Source organism: Ramlibacter lithotrophicus (genome assembly GCF_012184415.1).
GTDB lineage: Bacteria > Pseudomonadota > Gammaproteobacteria > Burkholderiales > Burkholderiaceae_C > Ramlibacter > Ramlibacter lithotrophicus.
In genome coordinates this window covers 151,979-170,377 of record NZ_VTOX01000008.1, presented here as the reverse complement: position 1 = coordinate 170,377, position 18,399 = coordinate 151,979, and the positions used below count along the sequence as shown (strand labels likewise).

19 protein-coding genes are annotated in these 18,399 nt (G+C 69.8%); 5 read left to right on the top strand and 14 right to left on the bottom strand.

Annotated elements, in window-relative coordinates:
* Positions 1-53: 53 nt before the first annotated feature.
* The gene (locus tag RAMLITH_RS19680) at positions 54-566 is read right to left on the bottom strand and encodes a DUF4396 domain-containing protein (protein ID WP_168109151.1); all 513 of its coding nucleotides are present in this window, start codon (positions 564-566) and stop codon (positions 54-56) included.
* Between the two features lie 293 nt (positions 567-859).
* Between RAMLITH_RS19680 and RAMLITH_RS19675 the strand changes: the two genes are divergently transcribed.
* On the top strand, positions 860-2,470 hold the full coding sequence (locus tag RAMLITH_RS19675; RefSeq protein ID WP_202883305.1) for a hypothetical protein: 1,611 nt from the start codon (positions 860-862) through the stop codon (positions 2,468-2,470).
* Positions 2,467-2,970: a tetratricopeptide repeat protein gene (locus RAMLITH_RS19670; RefSeq protein ID WP_168109150.1), complete on the top strand. Its 504-nt coding sequence runs from the start codon at positions 2,467-2,469 to the stop codon at positions 2,968-2,970. Before RAMLITH_RS19675 ends, RAMLITH_RS19670 begins: the two co-directional genes overlap by 4 nt.
* A 5-nt stretch (positions 2,971-2,975) precedes the next feature.
* On the opposite strand, the gene thiE is transcribed toward RAMLITH_RS19670, so the two are convergent.
* From thiE to pstS, 9 genes are all read right to left on the bottom strand, one after another.
* Positions 2,976-3,611, bottom strand: coding sequence for a thiamine phosphate synthase (gene thiE, locus RAMLITH_RS19665; RefSeq protein WP_168109149.1), 636 nt, complete (start codon positions 3,609-3,611; stop codon positions 2,976-2,978).
* An 8-nt stretch (positions 3,612-3,619) separates the two neighbouring features.
* Entirely contained in the window at positions 3,620-4,453 is an 834-nt protein-coding gene (thiM, locus tag RAMLITH_RS19660) for a hydroxyethylthiazole kinase (protein ID WP_168109148.1), read from the bottom strand.
* A gap of 432 nt (positions 4,454-4,885) precedes the next feature.
* Positions 4,886-6,214, bottom strand: coding sequence for a phosphate regulon sensor histidine kinase PhoR (gene phoR, locus RAMLITH_RS19655; RefSeq protein ID WP_168109147.1), 1,329 nt, complete (start codon positions 6,212-6,214; stop codon positions 4,886-4,888).
* Between the two features lie 6 nt (positions 6,215-6,220).
* On the bottom strand, positions 6,221-6,949 hold the full coding sequence (gene phoB, locus RAMLITH_RS19650; RefSeq protein ID WP_168109146.1) for a phosphate regulon transcriptional regulator PhoB: 729 nt from the start codon (positions 6,947-6,949) through the stop codon (positions 6,221-6,223).
* Between the two features lie 7 nt (positions 6,950-6,956).
* Positions 6,957-7,661: a phosphate signaling complex protein PhoU gene (phoU, locus tag RAMLITH_RS19645; protein WP_168109145.1), complete on the bottom strand. Its 705-nt coding sequence runs from the start codon at positions 7,659-7,661 to the stop codon at positions 6,957-6,959.
* A 284-nt stretch (positions 7,662-7,945) separates the two neighbouring features.
* Complete coding sequence (gene pstB, locus RAMLITH_RS19640) at positions 7,946-8,716, bottom strand: phosphate ABC transporter ATP-binding protein PstB (RefSeq protein ID WP_168109144.1); 771 nt, start codon at positions 8,714-8,716, stop codon at positions 7,946-7,948.
* A gap of 16 nt (positions 8,717-8,732) precedes the next feature.
* Positions 8,733-9,632 (bottom strand): phosphate ABC transporter permease PstA, encoded by a 900-nt coding sequence (gene pstA / locus RAMLITH_RS19635; protein WP_168109143.1) that lies wholly within the window; start codon positions 9,630-9,632, stop codon positions 8,733-8,735.
* Positions 9,629-10,594, bottom strand: a complete 966-nt coding sequence (gene pstC, locus RAMLITH_RS19630; RefSeq protein WP_168109142.1) for a phosphate ABC transporter permease PstC — start codon at positions 10,592-10,594, stop codon at positions 9,629-9,631. The genes pstA and pstC overlap by 4 nt, the downstream gene beginning before the upstream one ends.
* 147 nt (positions 10,595-10,741) lie before the next feature.
* Entirely contained in the window at positions 10,742-11,779 is a 1,038-nt protein-coding gene (gene pstS / locus RAMLITH_RS19625; protein ID WP_168109141.1) for a phosphate ABC transporter substrate-binding protein PstS, read from the bottom strand.
* 159 nt (positions 11,780-11,938) lie between these two features.
* On the opposite strand from pstS, the gene RAMLITH_RS19620 reads away from it, so the two are divergent.
* The 3 genes from RAMLITH_RS19620 to RAMLITH_RS19610 all read left to right on the top strand — a co-directional run bounded on the left by RAMLITH_RS19620 (position 11,939) and on the right by RAMLITH_RS19610 (position 15,133).
* A complete protein-coding gene (locus tag RAMLITH_RS19620) occupies positions 11,939-13,075 on the top strand; it encodes an ABC transporter substrate-binding protein (RefSeq protein WP_168109140.1) in 1,137 nt (378 codons plus the stop codon).
* Between the two features lie 73 nt (positions 13,076-13,148).
* Positions 13,149-14,618 (top strand): Ppx/GppA phosphatase family protein, encoded by a 1,470-nt coding sequence (locus tag RAMLITH_RS19615; RefSeq protein WP_168109139.1) that lies wholly within the window; start codon positions 13,149-13,151, stop codon positions 14,616-14,618.
* 74 nt (positions 14,619-14,692) lie between these two features.
* Positions 14,693-15,133 (top strand): hypothetical protein, encoded by a 441-nt coding sequence (locus tag RAMLITH_RS19610; protein ID WP_181017796.1) that lies wholly within the window; start codon positions 14,693-14,695, stop codon positions 15,131-15,133.
* On the opposite strand, the gene RAMLITH_RS19605 is transcribed toward RAMLITH_RS19610, so the two are convergent.
* The 4 genes from RAMLITH_RS19605 to RAMLITH_RS19590 are packed head-to-tail and all read right to left on the bottom strand — an operon-like array spanning position 15,130 to position 18,352.
* A complete protein-coding gene (locus tag RAMLITH_RS19605; RefSeq protein ID WP_168109138.1) occupies positions 15,130-15,591 on the bottom strand; it encodes a SixA phosphatase family protein in 462 nt (153 codons plus the stop codon). The genes RAMLITH_RS19610 and RAMLITH_RS19605 overlap by 4 nt on opposite strands.
* Positions 15,582-16,670 carry a glycosyltransferase family 4 protein gene (locus RAMLITH_RS19600; protein WP_168109137.1) on the bottom strand — a complete coding sequence of 363 codons (1,089 nt, stop codon included), beginning with the start codon at positions 16,668-16,670 and terminating at the stop codon, positions 15,582-15,584. The genes RAMLITH_RS19605 and RAMLITH_RS19600 overlap by 10 nt, the downstream gene beginning before the upstream one ends.
* Positions 16,667-17,527, bottom strand: a complete 861-nt coding sequence (locus RAMLITH_RS19595; RefSeq protein ID WP_168109136.1) for a UDP-2,3-diacylglucosamine diphosphatase — start codon at positions 17,525-17,527, stop codon at positions 16,667-16,669. Before RAMLITH_RS19595 ends, RAMLITH_RS19600 begins: the two co-directional genes overlap by 4 nt.
* Positions 17,528-18,352 carry a GNAT family N-acetyltransferase gene (locus RAMLITH_RS19590; protein WP_168109135.1) on the bottom strand — a complete coding sequence of 275 codons (825 nt, stop codon included), beginning with the start codon at positions 18,350-18,352 and terminating at the stop codon, positions 17,528-17,530.
* Positions 18,353-18,399: the final 47 nt, after the last annotated feature.

Here is an 18,399-nt window from a genome sequence, read left to right as displayed (position 1 = left end):
GAATAGCACATACGTGCGAAATGGTTTTTCCGTCGACACGACAGGCGGCCCGGTCAATGGTGATGGGCGTGCACCACCGCGTGGCCGAGTCCGCGGCCGATCAGCCAGCGGTTCACCGGATACGCGGCGACGCCCGCGACGACCAGCGCGAACGCGAGGGCGCCCCAGAACAGCGGCGACGACAGCGGCGCGTCCATCGCGCCCGGCACGGCCAGCATCACCAGGTTGTCGACGATTTCCATGATGGCGATCGACGCGGTGTCGGCGGCCAGCGCCAGCTTCGCCGCCCGGCGCCACTCCATCCCCGTGCGCAGCAGCGGCACCATGGTGAAGGCGTAGCCGAAGAGGAATGCCAGCACGACGGCGAGCGCGATCGTGGCGCCGTTCGACAGGCCCAGCGCGGTGCCGATCACCATGCCCAGGACTTCGCCAACGGCACAGCCCGACAGGCAGTGGAGCGTGGCCTGGAAGGCCGTGGCGTTCAGGCCTGGCGGGGCGGCACCGTGGCCCCCGTGGCCCCCGTGGGCGGGTCGGGCGGTATGGGCAGCATGGGAGGCATCTTTCATCGTCGATCTCCTTGGAGGCATGGAGTGTTGACCTTGACACGATGTCAAGGTCAACCCGGATCGCGAGGAAATCCCTGTCGCGGGCGCGGCCATTCACGTTTTCGCCGGGGCGCGACATCGCATCCGGTGCAACTTCGGTTACCGGATGCCAGTCCGGTACGAGCACGGTGCGGCGAAGGCAGCCCGACCGGTGTGACAACTCCCGCATATGCGCGATTGACCGGCTCAGCGTGGAAGCTCCAAATCGCCGCTCCGCCAGACCCAGATGGCGGGTGCCAAACAAGGAGGCAACCATGCGTTCATGTCTCGTCCGGTCCGCCGTCGCCGTGGCGGCCGCCTGCGCTGCAGGCACCGTGCTGGCGCACGGCACGCAAGCCGCGCCCGGCAAGCTCGGATCGGTCCACTTCAAGGTGGACTGCAGCGCCGAGGCCCAGCAGGAGATCGACCTCGCGATGGCCTATTTCCACTCGTTTGCGATGGAACGGGTCAAGGCGCCGCTGGAGCGGGCCCTGCAGGCCGACGCTTCCTGCGGCATGGCGCACTGGGTGCGGGCGCTCGCGTCGCTCGACAACCCGTTCGGCTGGCCGGGCAACGTCTCGGCCAGGACGCTGGCCGAAGGCGCCGAGCTGATGGAGCAGGCGCGCAGGACGGGCCTGAAGTCGCAGCGCGAACGTGACTACGTGGATGCGCTTTCGGTGTTCTTCCGCGACGCCGACAAGCTCAATCACGCAACCCGCGCGAAGGCGCTGGAGAGCGCCCTGCAAGGCGTCGCCGCGAGGCATGCGGACGATCCCGAGGCCGTCATCCTGCACAGCCTGGTGCTGTCGGCCACGTTCGATCCGGCCGACAAGAAGTACACCAACCAGCTCAAGGCGGCGCAGCAGCTCGAGCCGGTGTTCAAGAAGCACCCCGAACACCCGGGCGTGGCGCATTACCTGATCCACAGCTACGACTATCCGCCGCTCGCCGGCCAGGGCCTGACGGCGGCGCAGCGCTACAGCAAGATCGCGCCGGCGGCCTCGCACGCGCAGCACATGCCGTCGCACATCTTCACGCGCGTCGGCGCCTGGAAGGACTCGGTGGCGGCGAACGACGCCTCCGCGAAAGCCGACTCGGCCACTGGCTGGAACACGCTGCACGCGTACGACTACATGGTCTACGCCCACCTGCAGATGGGACAGGATCGGGCCGCGCAGCAGGTGCGGGAACGCTCGCTGGCGTTGGCCACGCCGCCCGATCACTTTGCCGCGGCGTACGCCTATGCCGCGATCCCGGCACGCCTGGCACTGGAACGCGGCGACTGGGCGGCGGCCGCGAAACTGCCACTGGCGCCGGCCGCCGGCAGCTATCCGTGGACAAAGTATCCGCAGGCTGAGGCGGCCAACGCCTACGCCCGCGCGCTCGGCGCCGCCGCCACGAGGGACGCCGCCGCCGTCGCTGCCGAGGTCACCCGGCTCCAGGCGCTGCGCGACCGCGCCAGCGAGCTGAAGCTCGGGTACTGGGTGGAACAGATCGGGATCCAGCTCGACGTGGTCGGCGGCTTCGGCACGTTCAAGCGCGGCGATGCCGAGGCCGGCCTGGCCGGCCTGCGCCAGGCGGCCGACCGCGAGGACGCCAGCGAGAAGCATGCCGTGACGCCGGGACCGCTGCTGCCGGCACGCGAGGTGCTGGCCAGCGCCCTGCTGGAAGCCGGCAAGGCGCCAGAAGCGTTGCGCGAATTCGAGGCCGTGCTGAAGAAGGAGCCGAACCGCCTGCGGGCGCTGGCCGGTGCGGCGGTTGCCGCCGAGCGCGCCGGCGACGCCGGCAAGAGCCGCGAATACAGCCAGCACATCACGCGCCAGACGGCCGAGGCCGACGCCGGCACGCAAGGCCTGCAACTGGCGCGGATGTCGGTCACGCGATGAAGGCCTCGTCGCGCAGTGCCGCGGTGGCAGCGCTGCTGGCGTTGGCGACGGCCGCCGCCGCCGCGGTGGAGAGCGATCCGCTGCCGGTGCCGGCGGGCGGCGGCCGCGCCGACGCAGTCCGCCTCTACAACGACGGCGTTGCGCTGCTGGTGGCGCGCGACTTCCGCGAGGCGCAGGCGCGCTTCGAGGCGGCGCTGGCCGTGGACGGCGAACTGGCCGAGGCGCACAACAACCTCGCCTATGCGCTGCGCATGCAGGGAAGCCACAACTTTGCAGCCTCGCTCGCGCACTACAACCGCGCGATCGCGCTGAAGCCGAACCTCGCACAGGCCTACATGTACCGCGGCGTGCTGTTCTCGCAACAGGGAGACATGGAGCGGGCGCGCGCCGACCTGGCCATGTTGCGCACGCTCGATCGCGCGCTGGCCGCGCGGCTGGAGCGCGCCCTTGCCGGCGACGTCGGGACCGGTCGCGAGGGGATCGCGGCGCAGTACGAGTAGCCGCCTCAGCCGGCCCGCCCCATGCTGTCGCGCAGCAGGCGGGCCGCCGCCGCCGGATCGGGCGCGGCGCACACGGCACTGACCACCGCGACGCCGTCGGCCCCGGCAGCCATCACGGCGGCGGCGTTGCCGGCGTGGATGCCGCCGATGGCGACCAGCGCCCGCGCCGTGCGGGCGCGGATCGCGCGCAGCCCGTCCAGCCCCAGGGCCGGTGCGGCATCGGGCTTGGTCCCGGTCGCGAACACCGGGCTCACGCCGTAGTAGTCCACCGGCGCCAGTTCGGCCGCCGGCAGCTGCGCCAGCGTTTCGATCGACAGCCCCACCAGCGCGTGCGGCATCAGCCGGCGCACGTCCTGCGGCGGCATGTCGCTCTGGCCCACGTGCACGCCGTCGGCACCGCAGGCCAGCGCGACGTCGACGCGGTCGTTGATGACCAGCGGCACGCCGCGCGGCTCGAGCAGGGCCTTCAGCGCGCGAGCGCGCTCCACGAACGCCCGCGTGTCCAGCGCCTTCTCGCGCAGCTGGACGCAGCTCACGTCGCCCTGGACCGCGGCCTCGACGACCGCCAGCACGCCGCGCTCGCCGCAGAGCGTGCTGTCGGTGACCAGGCACAGCCGAAGGACATCGGCCTGGAACTTCATCGCGCCCGTCACCCGCGCACGTCGAGTTTCAGGCGCGACGTGAACGCCTCGCGTTCCAGCAGCTGCAGGCCGTCGAGCAATTCAATCTGCAGCCGCCCCACGCCCGCGCCGGCCGCCTGCGTGCGCTCCACGGCAAGTTCGCCCACAACGCCCAGGCAGGCCATCGCGGAGACCGTGGCGCGCCACGCATCCGGCTGCACCGCCGCGAAGGCGCCGACCAGGGCGCTCGCCGAACAGCCGACGCCGGTCACGCGCGTCATCCATGGGTGGCCGTTGGACAGCACCGCCCAGCGGCCGGCCGCGTCCACCACGTGGTCGTCGGCGCCGCTGGCGCACACCACCCCGCCGATGTCTCGCGCCAGCGCCCTGGCCGCGTCCACGGCCTCGCCCGACGACGCGCTGCTGTCGACGCCGCGCGTCTTCGCGGCGACGCCGGCCACGCTCATGATCTCGGAGCCGTTGCCGCGGACGATGGAGGGCGCGCCGGCAGCCATCAGGTCGGCCAGCGCGGCGTTGCGGTACGGCGTGGCGCCGGCACCGACCGGGTCCAGCACGACCGGGATGCCGCGGGCGCGCGCCGCCTGCAGCGCCGTCTTCATGGCGCGGATCCAGTCCGGCTCCAGCGTGCCGATGTTGAGCACCAGCGCCTGCGCGATGCCGGCCATGTCGGCCACTTCCTCCTGTGCGTGCGCCATCACGGGCGAGGCTCCCAGCGCCAGCAAGGCGTTGGCGTTGTAGTTCATCACGACGAAGTTGGTGATGCTGTGCACCAGCGGCGCGCGCTCGCGCACCGCCTGCAGGTCGGCCCACAGGGCGGCGGCGTCGATGTGTTGGAGGCCCATCCGTCAATCCTTGCTCGAGGCGGGTCGGAGGCGGAAGGCGCACGGTGCGCGTGTGGCTTCCCTCCGCTGGTACGACCCAGTTCAGGTTCAAAGGGTATTTCTCAGTCCGCGCACGGCGGGACACCCCGGGGAAGCTCTGAACAGATCGCGTCGCGCGCGCGCGAGACGAAAACGGGATGATTTGTCCGCCAGGTTTCGCAGCCGGTGCTGGACGCACCGGCCAGAAACATGGTGGGCAAAGGGCCCGTTTTCGTCCGAGCCCGAAGGGACGGCGCTTTTCCGGGCGACCTGCCGCGTTACCAGACCAGGCAAGCCGCCCAGGCTTGCCTTCGGTCTGGCGCCTTGCATCTCATCCCGGAAAAGCACCGTCGCGCACGGCGGGATTTGTTCAGAGCTTCCCGAGCTTTCCGGGACGAGCCCGGCTGGTTTCGATTATCCCTGAAGCGCCGCCGCCGGCTCGGTGCGCACCCGCGCCGCCGGCAGCTCGATCGCGAACGTGGACCCGGCCCCGGGCCGGCTCTCGATCCTCAGCTCGCCGCCGTGGCGCTGCACCACGTGCTTGACGATCGCCAGTCCCAGGCCGGTGCCGCCGGTCTCGCGCGACCGGCTGCGGTCGACGCGGTAGAAGCGCTCGGTCAGCCTGGGGATGTGTTCCGCCGCGATGCCCGGGCCGGTATCGCGCACCGTGAACTCGAGGCGCCCGCCGGGCAGCACCCGGGCCCCCACCGTGACGCTGCCGCCGTCGGGCGTGTAGCGCACGGCGTTGCTCACGAGGTTGGAGAACGCGCTGAGCAATTCGCTGGCCACGCCGCCGATCCGGGCACCGGGAGCGGGCTCGAAGTGCAGGTCGAGCGTCTTGCCCAAGGCGAGGGCAACGGAGCGCGCCTCCTGCTCGCATTGGCCCAGCAGCGGCGCCAGAGCCGTCCACTCGCCGGCGCCGGGCAGCGGGCTGCCCTCCAGGCGCGACAGCGTCAGCAGGTCGGCGACCAGCGTCTGCATGCGCTGGGCCTGCTGCGCCATCATCTGCAGGTAGCGGCCCCGTTCATCGGCCGGCAGCTCCAGCGTCTGCAAGGTCTCGACAAAACCCGCGAGCACCGTCAGCGGCGTGCGGATCTCGTGCGAAACGTTCGCGACGAAATCGCGGCGCATCACCTCGGCCTGCTCCACCGCCGTGACGTCGCGCGCCAGCAGCAGCAGCCGGCCCTCGCCGTACGGGTGCAGGCGGACCGACAGCTTTCGCGGCCGGGCGGCGGAACTGCCAGGCGCGGCGATGACGATGTCGGCGGCGAAGCTGCGCGCCTGGTAGTACGCGTTGAAATCGGGCTCGCGCACCAGGTTGACGATGTGCTGCTGCAGGTCGCGCTGGGGATCGAGGCCGAACTGGGCCGCCGCCGTGTCGTTCGCCCATTCGATGCGACCCTGCGGGTCCAGCAGGACGACGCCATTGGGCGAACGCTGGATGGCGGACAGGAACTCGTCCAGGCGGCGCTGCGCCTGCTGCACTTCGCGTTCGCGCTGCAGCAGCGCCCGCTGCATGCGATCGCACGCCTCGCCCCACAGACCGCCGAGCCGCGGCGCAGCCGCGGCCGGCCCGCGGCGCAGCCAGTGCAGCACCCGCAACCCACGCGCCGTCTCGAACATGAACCAGAGCACGGCGCCCGCCGCCAATCCGGCCAGCGCGCCCCGGCTGCCGCCGCTCCACCAGCCGGCGCCCCCGCCGGCCCCGAGGAACAGCAGGAAGAAAAGCAGGCGCACCGCCATGGCCGCTCAGCCGGCGCGCTGCCGCGGGGCGGCGGTCGTCGCCTGCGGCTGCGCGGTCACGCGGTAACCGACACCGCGCACGGTCTCCACCATGGCGCCGGCCTCCGCGCCCAGCGCCTCGCGCAGGCGCTTCACGTGCACGTCCACCGTGCGTTCCTCGATGAACACGTGGTCGCCCCACACCTTGTCCAGCAACTGCTGGCGGCTGTGGACGCGCTCCGGATGCTTCATCAGGTACTGCAGCAGCTTGAACTCGGTCGGCCCCACCTTCAGCGGCCGGCCCCGCCAGCTGACGCGGTGCGTCGCGCCGTCAAGGGTCAGCTCGCCGACGGACACGACATCCTCGGTCCGCTCCGGCGCGCGCCGGCGCAGCGCCGCCCGGATGCGCGCGAGCAGTTCCTGGGTCGAGAACGGCTTCGTGATGTAGTCATCGGCGCCGGCGTCGAGCCCCGCCACCTTGTCCGGCTCGTCACCCTTGGCGGTGAGCATCAGGATCGGCACGGCGCGCGTGCGCGGGTCGGCGCGCCAGCGCCTGGCGAGCGTGATGCCGCTGGGGCCCGGCAGCATCCAGTCCAGCAGGATGGCGTCAGGCAACGCGTTGTCGATCTCGCGCTGCGCCGCCGCGCCCTCCGCTGCCCAGACCGGAAGAAAGCCGCTATGCCGCAGATTGACCGAAATCAGTTCGGCGATGGCGGGTTCGTCCTCGACGAGCAGGATGCGCGGCGGCTGCTTCATTGCCCGGCTATTTCAACGCCGACTCGATGTCTTCCATCGAGGTGTGGCGAACGTCGGCGCCCTTGACCACGTAGATGATGAATTCCGCGATGTTCTTGGCGTGGTCGCCGATGCGCTCGATCGCCTTGGCGACGAACAGCAGGTCCAGGCTGCTCGAGATCGTGCGCGGGTCCTCCATCATGTAGGTGATCAGCTTGCGCACGAAGCCGTTGAACTCCTGGTCCAGCAGGTCGTCCTCCTTCATGATGGCGAGCGCGGCGCGCGTGTCCAGGCGTGCGAAGGCGTCGAGCGCCTTGCGCAGCTGCCGCGACGCGAGGTCGGCGGCGACCGAGAGCTCGTTGGCGGGGAGCGCCCGCACCGCGCCGCTCTTCTCGATGATCGACCGCACCATGCGCGCGATCCGCTCGGCCTCGTCGCCGACCCGTTCCAGATTGGCGGTGGTCTTGGAGATCGCCATCAGCAGGCGCAGGTCGCGCGCCGTCGGCTGGCGCCGGGCGATCACCGACGACAGCTCGCGGTCGATGTCGACCTCCATCTGGTTCACCCGCGCCTCGTTCTCGAGCACCTGGTGCGCCGCCTCCTCGTTGAAGTTGGCCAGGGAGTCGATCGCCTGGCGGATCTGGGATTCGACCAGCCCGCCGAGTTCCATCACGCGGGACGACAGCGAGCCGAGCTCCGAATCGAACTGGGTGGAAAGATGCTTGTCAGCCATGTCGTGCTCCTAAAGGAAGCTCTGAACGAATCCCGCCGTGCGCGACGGTGCTTTTCCGGGATGAGATGGTAGGCGCGAGACCCAAGGCAAGCCTGGACGGCTTGCCTGGTCTCGTAACACCCCAGGTCGCCCGGAAAAGCGCCGTCCCGTAGGGCTCGGACGAAAAGCCGGCCCTTTGCCCACCAAATTCCTGGCCGGTGCAACCAGCACCGGCCAGGAATTTGGCGGACAAATCATCCCGCTTTCGTCTCGAGCGCGCGCGACGCGATTCATTCAGAGCTTCCTTAGCCGAAACGGCCGGTGATGTAGTCCTCGGTCTCCTGCCGCTTGGGCTTGAAGAAGATCTGCTCGGTCTCGCCGACCTCGATCAGGTTGCCCAGGTACATGTAGGCCGTGTAGTCCGAGACCCGCGCGGCCTGCTGCATGTTGTGCGTCACGATGACCACCGTGTAGTCGCGCTTCAGCTCCACGATCAGCTCCTCGATCTTGCCGGTGGAAATGGGGTCCAGCGCCGAGCACGGCTCGTCGAGCAGCAGCACCTCGGGCCGGATCGCGATGCCGCGGGCGATGCACAGCCGCTGCTGCTGGCCGCCGGACAGGCCGGAGCCGGTCTGCCCCAGCTTGTCCTTGACCTCGTCCCAGAGGGCTGCCTTGCGCAGCGCCCACTCGACGCGCTCGTCCATGTCGGCCTCGTTGAGGCGCTCGAACAGCCGCACGCCGAACGCGATGTTGTCGTAGATCGACATCGGGAACGGCGTCGGCTTCTGGAACACCATGCCGATGCGGGCCCGGATCAGCGCCACGTCCTGTCTCGACGTCAGCAGGTTCTCGCCGTCCAGCACGATCTCGCCTTCGGCCCGCTGGTCCGGGTACAGCTCGAACATGCGGTTGAAGGTGCGCAGCAGCGTCGATTTGCCGCAGCCGGACGGGCCGATGAACGCAGTCACCTTCTTTTCCGCGATCTCGAGGTTGATGTCGCGCAGCGCGTGGAACTTGCCGTAGTAGAAGTTCAGGTCGCGCACGGCCAGCTTGGCGGCGTCGGGCCCGGCGGTCATTGGAGCATTCATGGTTTCAAAGCTTGCTGCGCGTGAACACGCGCGCCAGGATGTTCAGGCCCAGCACGGCCAGCGTGATGATGAAGACGCCGGCCCAGGCCAGCTGCTGCCAGTTCTCGTACGGGCTCATGGCGAACTTGAAGATCACGACCGGCAGGCTCGCCATCGGCTCGCCCATGTTCGACGTGAAGAACTGGTTGTTGAGCGCCGTGAACAGCAGCGGCGCGGTCTCGCCCGCGATCCGGGCAACCGCCAGCAGCACGCCGGTGACGACGCCGGCACGCGCCGCGCGCAGCGTGATGCTGCCGACGACCTTCCACTTGGGTGCGCCCAGCGCATAGGCCGCTTCGCGCTGGGCCGCCGGCACCAGCAGCAGCATGTTCTCGGTGGTGCGGATGACGACCGGAATCACGATCAGCGCCAGTGCGATCGCGCCGGCGAGCCCGGAAAACTGCTTGTACCGCGCCACGACCACGGCGTAGACGAACAGACCGATGACGATCGACGGCGCCGACAGCAGGATGTCGTTGACGAACCGGGTGCTGTTGCCCAGCCAGCCCTTCGGGTCGTATTCGGCCAGGTAGATGCCGGCCATGATGCCGACCGGCGTGCCGACGCAGGTCGCCAGCAGCACCATCAGCAGCGAGCCCCACATCGCGTTGAGCAGGCCGCCGGCCTCGTTGGGCGGCGGCGTCATCTCGCTGATGGTGGCCCAGGTCATGCCGGCAAAGCCCAGGCGCACCGTTTCCCACAGGATCCAGATCAACCAGAAGACGCCGAAGGCCATGGCCGCCAGCGCGAGGGCCAGCGCCACCGTATTGACCCGTTTGCGCGCGGAATACCTGCGCTCGCGCTCCTGGGCACTGGTTGCGGCGCGGATCAAACGCTCGCCGGTGGAGGACGGATTCGTGCTCACGCGCGTGTCCCTTCGTTGCGGCGCAGCCGCAACAGCAGCAGCTTGGACAGCGCGAGCACCACGAACGTGATGAAGAACAGCACCAGCCCCAGGTAGATCAGGGCGGACTGGTGCAGGCCGTCGGCGGCCTCGGCGAACTCGTTGGCGAGCGCCGAGGTGATGCTGTTGGCAGGCGCGAACAGGCTCAGCGTGTCGAGCTGGTTGAAGTTGCCGATGATGAAGGTCACGGCCATGGTCTCGCCCAGCGCGCGGCCGAGGCCGAGCATGATGCCGCCGATGACGCCGCTCTTGGTATAGGGCAGCACGACCTGGTAGACCACCTCCCAGGTGGTGGAGCCCAGGGCATACGCCGATTCCTTGAGCATCGGCGGCGTGACGTCGAACACGTCGCGCATCACCGCCGCGATGAACGGGATGATCATGATGGCCAGGATGATGCCCGCGGCCAGGATGCCGATGCCGACTGGCGGGCCGGAAAACAGTGCCCCCAGGTAAGGCACGTCGCTGAACAGCGCCTGCAACGGCTGCTGGACCCAGGTGGCGAGGATGGGGCCGAAGACCAGCAGGCCCCACATGCCATACACGATCGACGGCACCGCGGCGAGCAACTCGATGGCGGTGCCCAGCGGCCGCTTCAGCCAGGCGGGCGAAAGCTCGGTCAGGAACAGGGCAATGCCGAAGCTCACGGGCACGGCGATCACGAGCGCGATGATCGAGGTGGCGACGGTGCCGTAGATCATGACCAGGCCGCCGTACTCCCCGCTGACCGGATCCCAGACACTGTTGGTGAGGAAGCCCAGCCCGTACTTCTGGATGGCCGGCCATGCGCCGACCAGCAAGGAGACCAGGATCCCCACCAGCAGACCCAACGTGACCAGGGCGGCGAAGCGGGCGGTCCAGCCGAACAGGCGGTCGAGGACTGCCCCGGCGCGGGCGCTGCGGACGGGCGGCGGGGAGCTCATCGTGCGGCTGCGCCCGGGCGCCGGCGGGGAAAGATGGAGAACGGCCTCATCGGCCGGAAGTGTAGAGGACACCAGCACCTTTGCTGTCGGAACGGAACGGCCGGGACGCGACGTCCCGGCCTTGGCTGCGGCACCTTGCCCGTTTTCTTACTTGAACGCCACCGTCTTGCCCGAGCCGTCCTTGATCTCGGCCGTCCACAGCTTCATGACCTGCGCCTTCACGCTGTCGGGCATGGGCACGTAATCCAGCGCGGCGGCGGTCTGGTCGCCGTTCTTGTACGTCCACTCGAAGAACTTGAGTGCGGCAGCGGCTTCCGCCGGCTTCTCCTGGACCTTGTGCATCAGGATGAAGGTGGCGCCGGTGAGAGGCCAGGACTGCGCGCCCGGCTGGTTGGTCAGGATCTGGTAGTAGCTCTTGGACCAGTCGGCGCCGGCAGCGGCCGCCTTGAACGCACTGTCGTCAGGGGCGACGAACTGGCCGGCGCTGTTCTGCATCAGCGCGTAGTTCATCTTGTTCTGCTTCACGTAGGCGTACTCGACGTAGCCGATCGAGTTGGGCAGGCGGCCGACGAAGGCGGCCACGCCCTCGTTGCCCTTGCCGCCGGCACCGGTGGGCCAGTTCACCGCCGTGCCTTCGCCGACCTTGCCCTTCCAGTCCGCATTCACCTTGGACAGGTAGTTGGTGAAGATGAAGGTGGTGCCGGAGCCGTCGGCGCGGCGCACCGGGCTGATGGCGGCGTCGGGCAGCGCCAGGTTCGGGTTCAGCGCCTTGATGGCCGGGTCGGTCCACTTGGTGATCTTGCCCAGGTAGATGTCGCCCAGCACCTGACCGTTCAGGCGCAGCTGGCCGGGCTCGATGCCCTTGATGTTGACCACCGGAACCACCCCGCCGATCACCATGGGGAACTGGATCTGACCCTTCTTGGCCAGGTCTTCGTCCTTCAGCGGCATGTCGGACGCGCCGAAAGCGACGGTCTTGGCGTCGATCTGCTTGATGCCCGCCCCCGAGCCGACCGACTGGTAGTTGATCTTGACGCCGGTGGCCTTGTTGTAGTCCGACGCCCACTTGGCGTACAGCGGCGCCGGGAACGTGGCGCCGGCGCCGGTGACGTCCTGCGCCAGCGCGAAGCCGCTGAACGCGAGCGCGGCGATGCCGACGGGAAGGATGCGGCTGGTGAGCTTCATGGTGACCTCTCTGAGTGAATCGGTTGTGTGGACTCTATGAGGCCTTCATGACAGCTTTGTGACAGCAGGTGCAAGCCGAAAGCGACCGCGCCAGGCCTCCGGCGTCACCGTCGTGTCATGGATGGTCCCTATCCTCCATCGGCTTCCCCACGCATGACCATGCCCCAACTCCCCCGCCTGAGCCGTCGCACTCTCCTGCGCGGCAGCGCCTTGGCCGCCGTCGCCGGCAGCGCCATCGGCCAACCGACCCGCAAGAGCGCCGCCGCTCCTGTCACGGTCGTCCAGATCCTCGATACGTCGATGGCCCAGCAGGACGTGGCCAAGGATTTCCTGCTGGGATCGCGCGCCGCGTGGCAGGACATCAACGCGCAAGGCGGCCTGCGCGGCCGTCCGGTGCGGCATGAAACGCTGGAAATCGACGGCAGCGCGAAGGCCGTACGCCAGGCCGTGCAGGCGGCCGTGGCCGATCCGTCATGCGTGGCCCTGTCCGGAACGGCCGGCGACCCCGTCGCTGCACAGGTCGCGCAGCTGCTCACCACGGCTCCCGCGGGGCTGGCCCACCTCGCACCCTGGCTGCAGAACTCGAGTGCCCCGCTGGGGGACAGCACTTTTCCGGTGTTTGCCGGTCGCGCCGAGCAGGTCGCGCACGCGCTGAAATCCCTGGCCCTGGTGGGCGTGCAGGATGTCGGGGTGGTGTACGCATCGGCAGCGGAACAAGGGCGGCACCAGGACGACATCGCACGCATCGCCGCGGGCATGGACCTGCGCCTGCGCGCCTACCCCGGCACCGGCGACCTTTCCGCACTGGGACAGCGCCTCGGGCCGCAGTCGCCCGCGCTGCTGCTGTTCATCGGCGGCACGCCCGAGCTGGTGCAGTTCACGCAGGGCCTCGACCGCCAGCAGCGGCAGCGCTTCGTGATCGCCTTGTCGGACGTCAACCTGCAGGCCGTGCAGCAGATGGGCGGCGCCCGCTCGACGCCGGTGATCGCGACCCAGACCGTACCAATGGTCACCTCGGCGCTGCCCGTCGTGCGGCACTACCGGGAAGTGATGGCGCGCCTGTTCGACGAGCCGCCCGTCCCGCTCAGCCTGGCGGGCTTCGTGGCCGCGCGTGCCACCTTCGCGGTGCTGCAGGGCATCGACGGGCCGCTGACGCGCTCCGCCGTGCTGGCCGCCTGCCAGCGGCAACAGCCGGTCGACCTCGGCGGCTTGCGGGTGGGCTTCGACGCGCGGCGACGCGCCGGCGGCTACGTGACGCAGACCATGCTGACCGCCGGTGGTCGGGTCGTGGGCTGACGCGGTCCGGCCGCGCGCCACGCACCCACGCCGTGCCAGCGGATGCTATCCTGACCGCTCCTGGGCACCACGCATGCAAGACGGTACGCTGCTCGCCGCAGTCGATCTCGGTTCCAACAGCTTCCGGCTCGAGATCGGCCGCCACGAGCACGGCCAGGTACGCCGGGTGGAATACCTCAAGGAGACGGTGCGCCAGGGCGGCGGCCTGGACGGGGCGCGTAACCTGACCGCGGAGGCGATGGACCGCGGCTACGCCTGCCTCGCGCGCTTCGCCGAGCGCCTGGCCGGGTTCGGTGACGGGCAGGTCCGCGCCGTCGCCACCCAGACCTTGCGCGAGGCGCGCAACCGTGAAGTCTTCCTGGCGCGCGCCCGGCAGGTGCTGGGCTTCCCGATCGAGGTGATCTCAGGTCGTGAAGAGGCACGCCTCATCTACCAGGGCGTCGCCCGCCTGCTGCCGCAGTCGGACGAACACCGGCTGGTGGTGGACATCGGCGGCCGCTCCACCGAGCTGATCCTGGGTCGGCAGTTCGACGCGCGGCTGATGGAAAGCTACCGCGTCGGCAGCGTCACCTGGTCGACCCGCTATTTCCCAGACGGGCAGTTCACGCCGTCGGCGTTCGAACATGCCGAGATCGCCGCGCAGGCGATCCTCGAAGAGGCTGCGGCGCTAACGGCCCCGGTCGGCTGGGAGGTGGCGTACGGCTCGTCCGGAACGGTAGGCGCGGTGGCCGACATCGTGGCCGCCGCGGGCAGACCGCCAGGCGTCATCTCGTGGGATGGCCTCGACTGGCTGGTGGACCGGCTGCTGGCAGCGCGCAGCGCCGACAGGGTGCGGCTCGGCGGCCTGCGGGACGACCGGCGGCCGGTGATAGGCGGCGGCGTCAGCGTGCTGCGCGCGTTGTTCCGGCTGCTCGAGATCGACGAGATGCGTCCGGCAGCCGGCGCGCTGCGCCACGGCGTCCTGTACGACATGCTGGACCGGGAGCACCGCGCCACCGACGTGCGCGAGGCCACGGTCTCGCGTCTGGTGGCCAGGTTCGAGGCCGACCCCCGCCAAGGCGATCGCGTCGGCCTCCTGGCCTGCCATCTCTTTCGCCAGCTGCGGCCGGGCGCGGCCGCCCCCGAGAGCGCCCTGATGTGGGCAGGACGCCTGCACGAGATCGGCAACGCGGTCTCGCACAGCGACTCGCACAAGCACGGCGCGTATCTCCTGGACAACGTCGACGCGCTCGGATTCACACAGGACGAGCTGCACCGCCTGAGCCTGCTGGTGCTGGGACACCGCGGCAAGCTGCGCAAGCTGCAGGCGGATTTCGAGGACGAGGCCTTCGTCCATCAGTTGCTGTGCCTGAGGCTGGCCGTGATTCTCTGCCACGCGCGACGCGATCCCGATGTGAAGGGGCTGCTGCTGCAGGGAGCGGGCCGCGAACTGCGCCTGTCCGTGCGCGAGGGGTGGACCGCCGCCTGGCCGCAGTCCGCGCACCTGCTGCGCCAGGAATCCCTGGCCTGGCAGAAGACGCCCTGGTCGCTGGCCCTGGCCTGAGGCGGCCTCGCCGGTGTTGCTCGACGGCGCCGCGCAAACCGTATAAACTATTTATACCGTTTCAAGGAGCTTACATGGCCGTCGCCCGATCCTCCGCCAGCAAACCGAAAGCGCCGCCCAAGGCCGGCGCCGCCAGGCGAACCGCCGTCAAGCGCGCGCCAGCCGGACCCGCGCGGCCAGCACCGGCGGCCGTCGCTGCGAAACCGGCCGCCGCACCGCAAGCGCCGGCGGCGCCGCAAGGCGCGGGCCTGGTGGCCGGCGTGGAAAAGGAAAAGAAGGTCAAGCTGGTGCGCGACAGCTTCACCATGCCGAAGTCCGAGTACGCTGCGATCGACGTGCTGAAAGCGCGCGCCGCCCGGCTCGGCCGCCCCTCGAAGAAGAGCGAGATGCTGCGCGCCGGTGTGATGGCACTGAGCGCGATGCCGGATGCACAGCTGCTGGGGCTGCTGGCGGGCCTGCCCGCGATCAAGACCGGCCGGCCCGCGAAGGTGAAGACCGAGGAAAAAGCGTCCTAGACCAGTTCCGGCGTCTGCACCGCCCACACCACTGTCTGGACGTGGCCGTCGCGCTCGCGGGTGCGCAGCCACCAGGCGCTTCCCTTGCGGAAAGCGCATTGGTCGCCCTGGATCCGCAGCAGCTGCGACACGACTTCGCCGAGCGTCGGCTGGTGGCCGATCACCACCACCGGCTGCCGCGCCGACGGCCAGTGCGCCGCATCCAGCAGCGCCGCCCCCCCGCGCTCCGGCGCCAGCGCATCCACCACCTTGTACTTGCGCGCAAGTGCCAGCGCCGTCTGCTCGCAGCGCCGGGCCGGGCTGCACAGCACGCGCGCCCCTTCGCCCAGGTGCCGGTCCAGCCACGCGGCCACCCGTGCCGCGTGCTTTTCGCCACGCGACGTCAATGCGCGGTCGAGGTCGTCCTGCCCCTCCGCCTCGTCCTCGGCTTCCGGATGGCGCCAGAGGATCAGATCCATGTCGCCACCCCTTTGCCCGGCGCGTGCTCCCGGACCATCCGCGCGCGCCGCGCGGGCACCAGGAACGCCTCGAACATCTCGCTCGCGACGCGCCAGCTGAAATCCATCGCGCGCTCGCGCGCCTCTTCGCGCGGCACCGACAGCGCCGCGGCGCACGCGGTGCGCAGGTCGTCGTGCAGAGCTCCGCCCAACGGCCGCGTGCCGTCAGGGTGCAGCCGGCCCAGCACTTCCAGCGGCCCGTCGACCGGAAACGCCGCGACCGGCGTGCCGCAGGCCATCGCTTCCACCATCACCAGGCCGAAGGTGTCGGCATGGCTGGGGAAGACGAAGACGTCGGCGGCCGCGTAGAGGCGGGCCAGTTCGGCCCGCGGCAGCAGGCCGATCCAGCGCGCGTGTGGATGCCGCTGCTGCAGCCGGGTGGCCACCGGCCCGACGCCGCAGACCACCTTGCTGCCAGTGAATGCCATGTCGAGGAAGGCCTGGATGTTCTTTTCGTAGGAGACGCGACCGACGAAGAGCGCGATCGGCCGCGGCAGCCCGGCGAGCAGTTCATGCGCCTGCGGCTCCCGCTGGAACGGGAACAGGCGCGTGTCGACCCCGTGGGTCCAGGCGCGCAGGTTGTGAAAGCGGCGCTGCTCCAGCATCCCGAGCACGCTGCGGGTCGGCACCATGATCCCCGACGAAGGACCGTGGAAGCGCCGCATCAACGCATAGCCCCACGACACCGGGAGCTTCACCGCCGCGTTCACGATCTCGGGGAACTTGGTGTGGAATGCCGTGGTGAAGGCCAGGCCGCGTCGCAGGCAGTACCTGCGCCCCGCCCACCCCAGCGGCCCTTCCGTCGCCAGGTGGATGGCATCGGGCGCGAACGCGTCGATCTGCCGCGCCAGCTGCCGCCCCGGACGGATGGCCAGGTCGATGCCTGCATACCCCGGGCACGGCCGGGTGCGGAACTGGCCCGGCTCCACCACCAGCACTTCATGCCCGGCGGCGGTGAGCTCCTTCACCAGTTCGAGCAAGGTGGTGACGACGCCGTTGACCTGCGGCGCCCAGGCATCGGTGACCAGCGCGATCTTCATTCGACATGCTCCTTGATGGTGTGGCCCGCTCGCCCATGGATCGGCGGCGCCCACGTCACCAGTTCGAGCCTCCCGTCGTGGTGCTCGACGAGGGCGGTAAGGCTCTCGACCCAGTCGCCGTCGTTGCAGTACAGCACCCCGTCGATCATCCGCATCTCCGCGCGATGGATGTGGCCGCAGACGACGCCGTGGTGGCCCCGCCGCCGCGCCTCGCGCGCGACGGCATGCTCGAAATCGGTGACGTAGCTGAGCGCCTTCTTCACCTTGTGCTTGAGCCATGCGGACAGTGACCAGTACGGCAGCCCCAGCCGGGCCCGCAGGTGGTTGAGGTGGCGGTTCAGGCGCAGGCTGAACTCGTACAAGGTGTCGCCGACATAGGCGAGCCAGCGCGCGCATTGCACCACCGCGTCGAAGGCATCACCGTGGATCACCCACAAGCGGCGCCCGTCGGCCGTCACGTGCACCGCGTCGTGCAGGACCTCGATTCCGCCGAACGAATGGCCCGCGAACTGGCGCGCGAATTCGTCGTGGTTGCCGGGCACGAAGACGACACGGCAGCCCTTGCGGGCGGCGCGCAGCACCTTTTGCACCACGTCGTTGTGCGCCTGCGGCCAGTACCAGCCCTTGCGCAACTGCCAGCCATCGACGATGTCGCCGACCAGGTAGAGATGATCGCTCGGATGGGCTTTCAGGAAGTCCAGCAGCGCGACTGCCTGGCAGCCCCGCGTACCCAGATGCACGTCGGAGATGAACACGCTGCGCACGCGGCGCGCGCCGGCCGCCTCGTCGGCGTCCGCCCACGGCGGCGCTCCGAGCTGCGGCAGCAGCGGGCCGAGTCCGTCGAAGGCCGCGCGCATTCAGTCGCCCAGGAAGTGCTTGCGATAACGGGCCGGAAGGTCGGACAGCCGCATCATCAGCGGCAGGTCCGCGCTGTTGAAGTCGGGATCCCACGCCGGCGGTCCCAGCACCTTCGCCCCCAGCCTGAGGTAGCCCTTGATCAGCGGCGGCGGCTCGACCGGCAGGCAGCCGTCCAGCGCCTCCACCGGCAGCGGCAGGCGCGGGCGCACCTGGTCCTCCACCGGCGCCAGGTGCGTCTCGCGCAGCTGGCGCCAGATGCTGGCCGCGACGTCGCCGCTCACGATGCCGTTGTGCAGCATGGGAATGCTGGCGCAGCCGATCATCACGTCCAGGTCGTTGCGCACCATGAAGGCGCCGAGGGCGCCCCACAGCGTCATGATGACGCCGCCGTTCCGATGGTTCGGATGCACGCAGCTGCGCCCCAGTTCCACCATCCGCTCGCGCAAGGCGCGCAGCCGCACCAAATCGAACTCGGTGTCGCTGTAGAGGCTGCCGACGCGGCGGGCCTGGGCTGGCGTGAGCACGCGGTAGGTGCCGATGACCTGCCCCGACTCCAGTTCGCGCACGATCAGGTGCTCGCAGTACTCGTCGAACAGGTCGATGTCATGGCCCGCGATGCGCGCGTCGAGTCGCGCACCCATCTCGCCCGCGAACACCTGGTACCTCAGGCGCTGGGCCTCGCGCACCTCGTCCTGGTGGCGTGCCCAGGTCGCCGAGATGGCACCGCCCGGCGCCGCAGGCTGGCCATGATGCGGACGGTGCAGCGCCGCCCGGGACCGCCTCGCCGGCGACAAGGGCAACGTGGGGATCGGCAGCTCGTTCATCCGAAGACTCCTGTGTGAACGCCGCCCAGTGTCGAGTCGGCGCATGA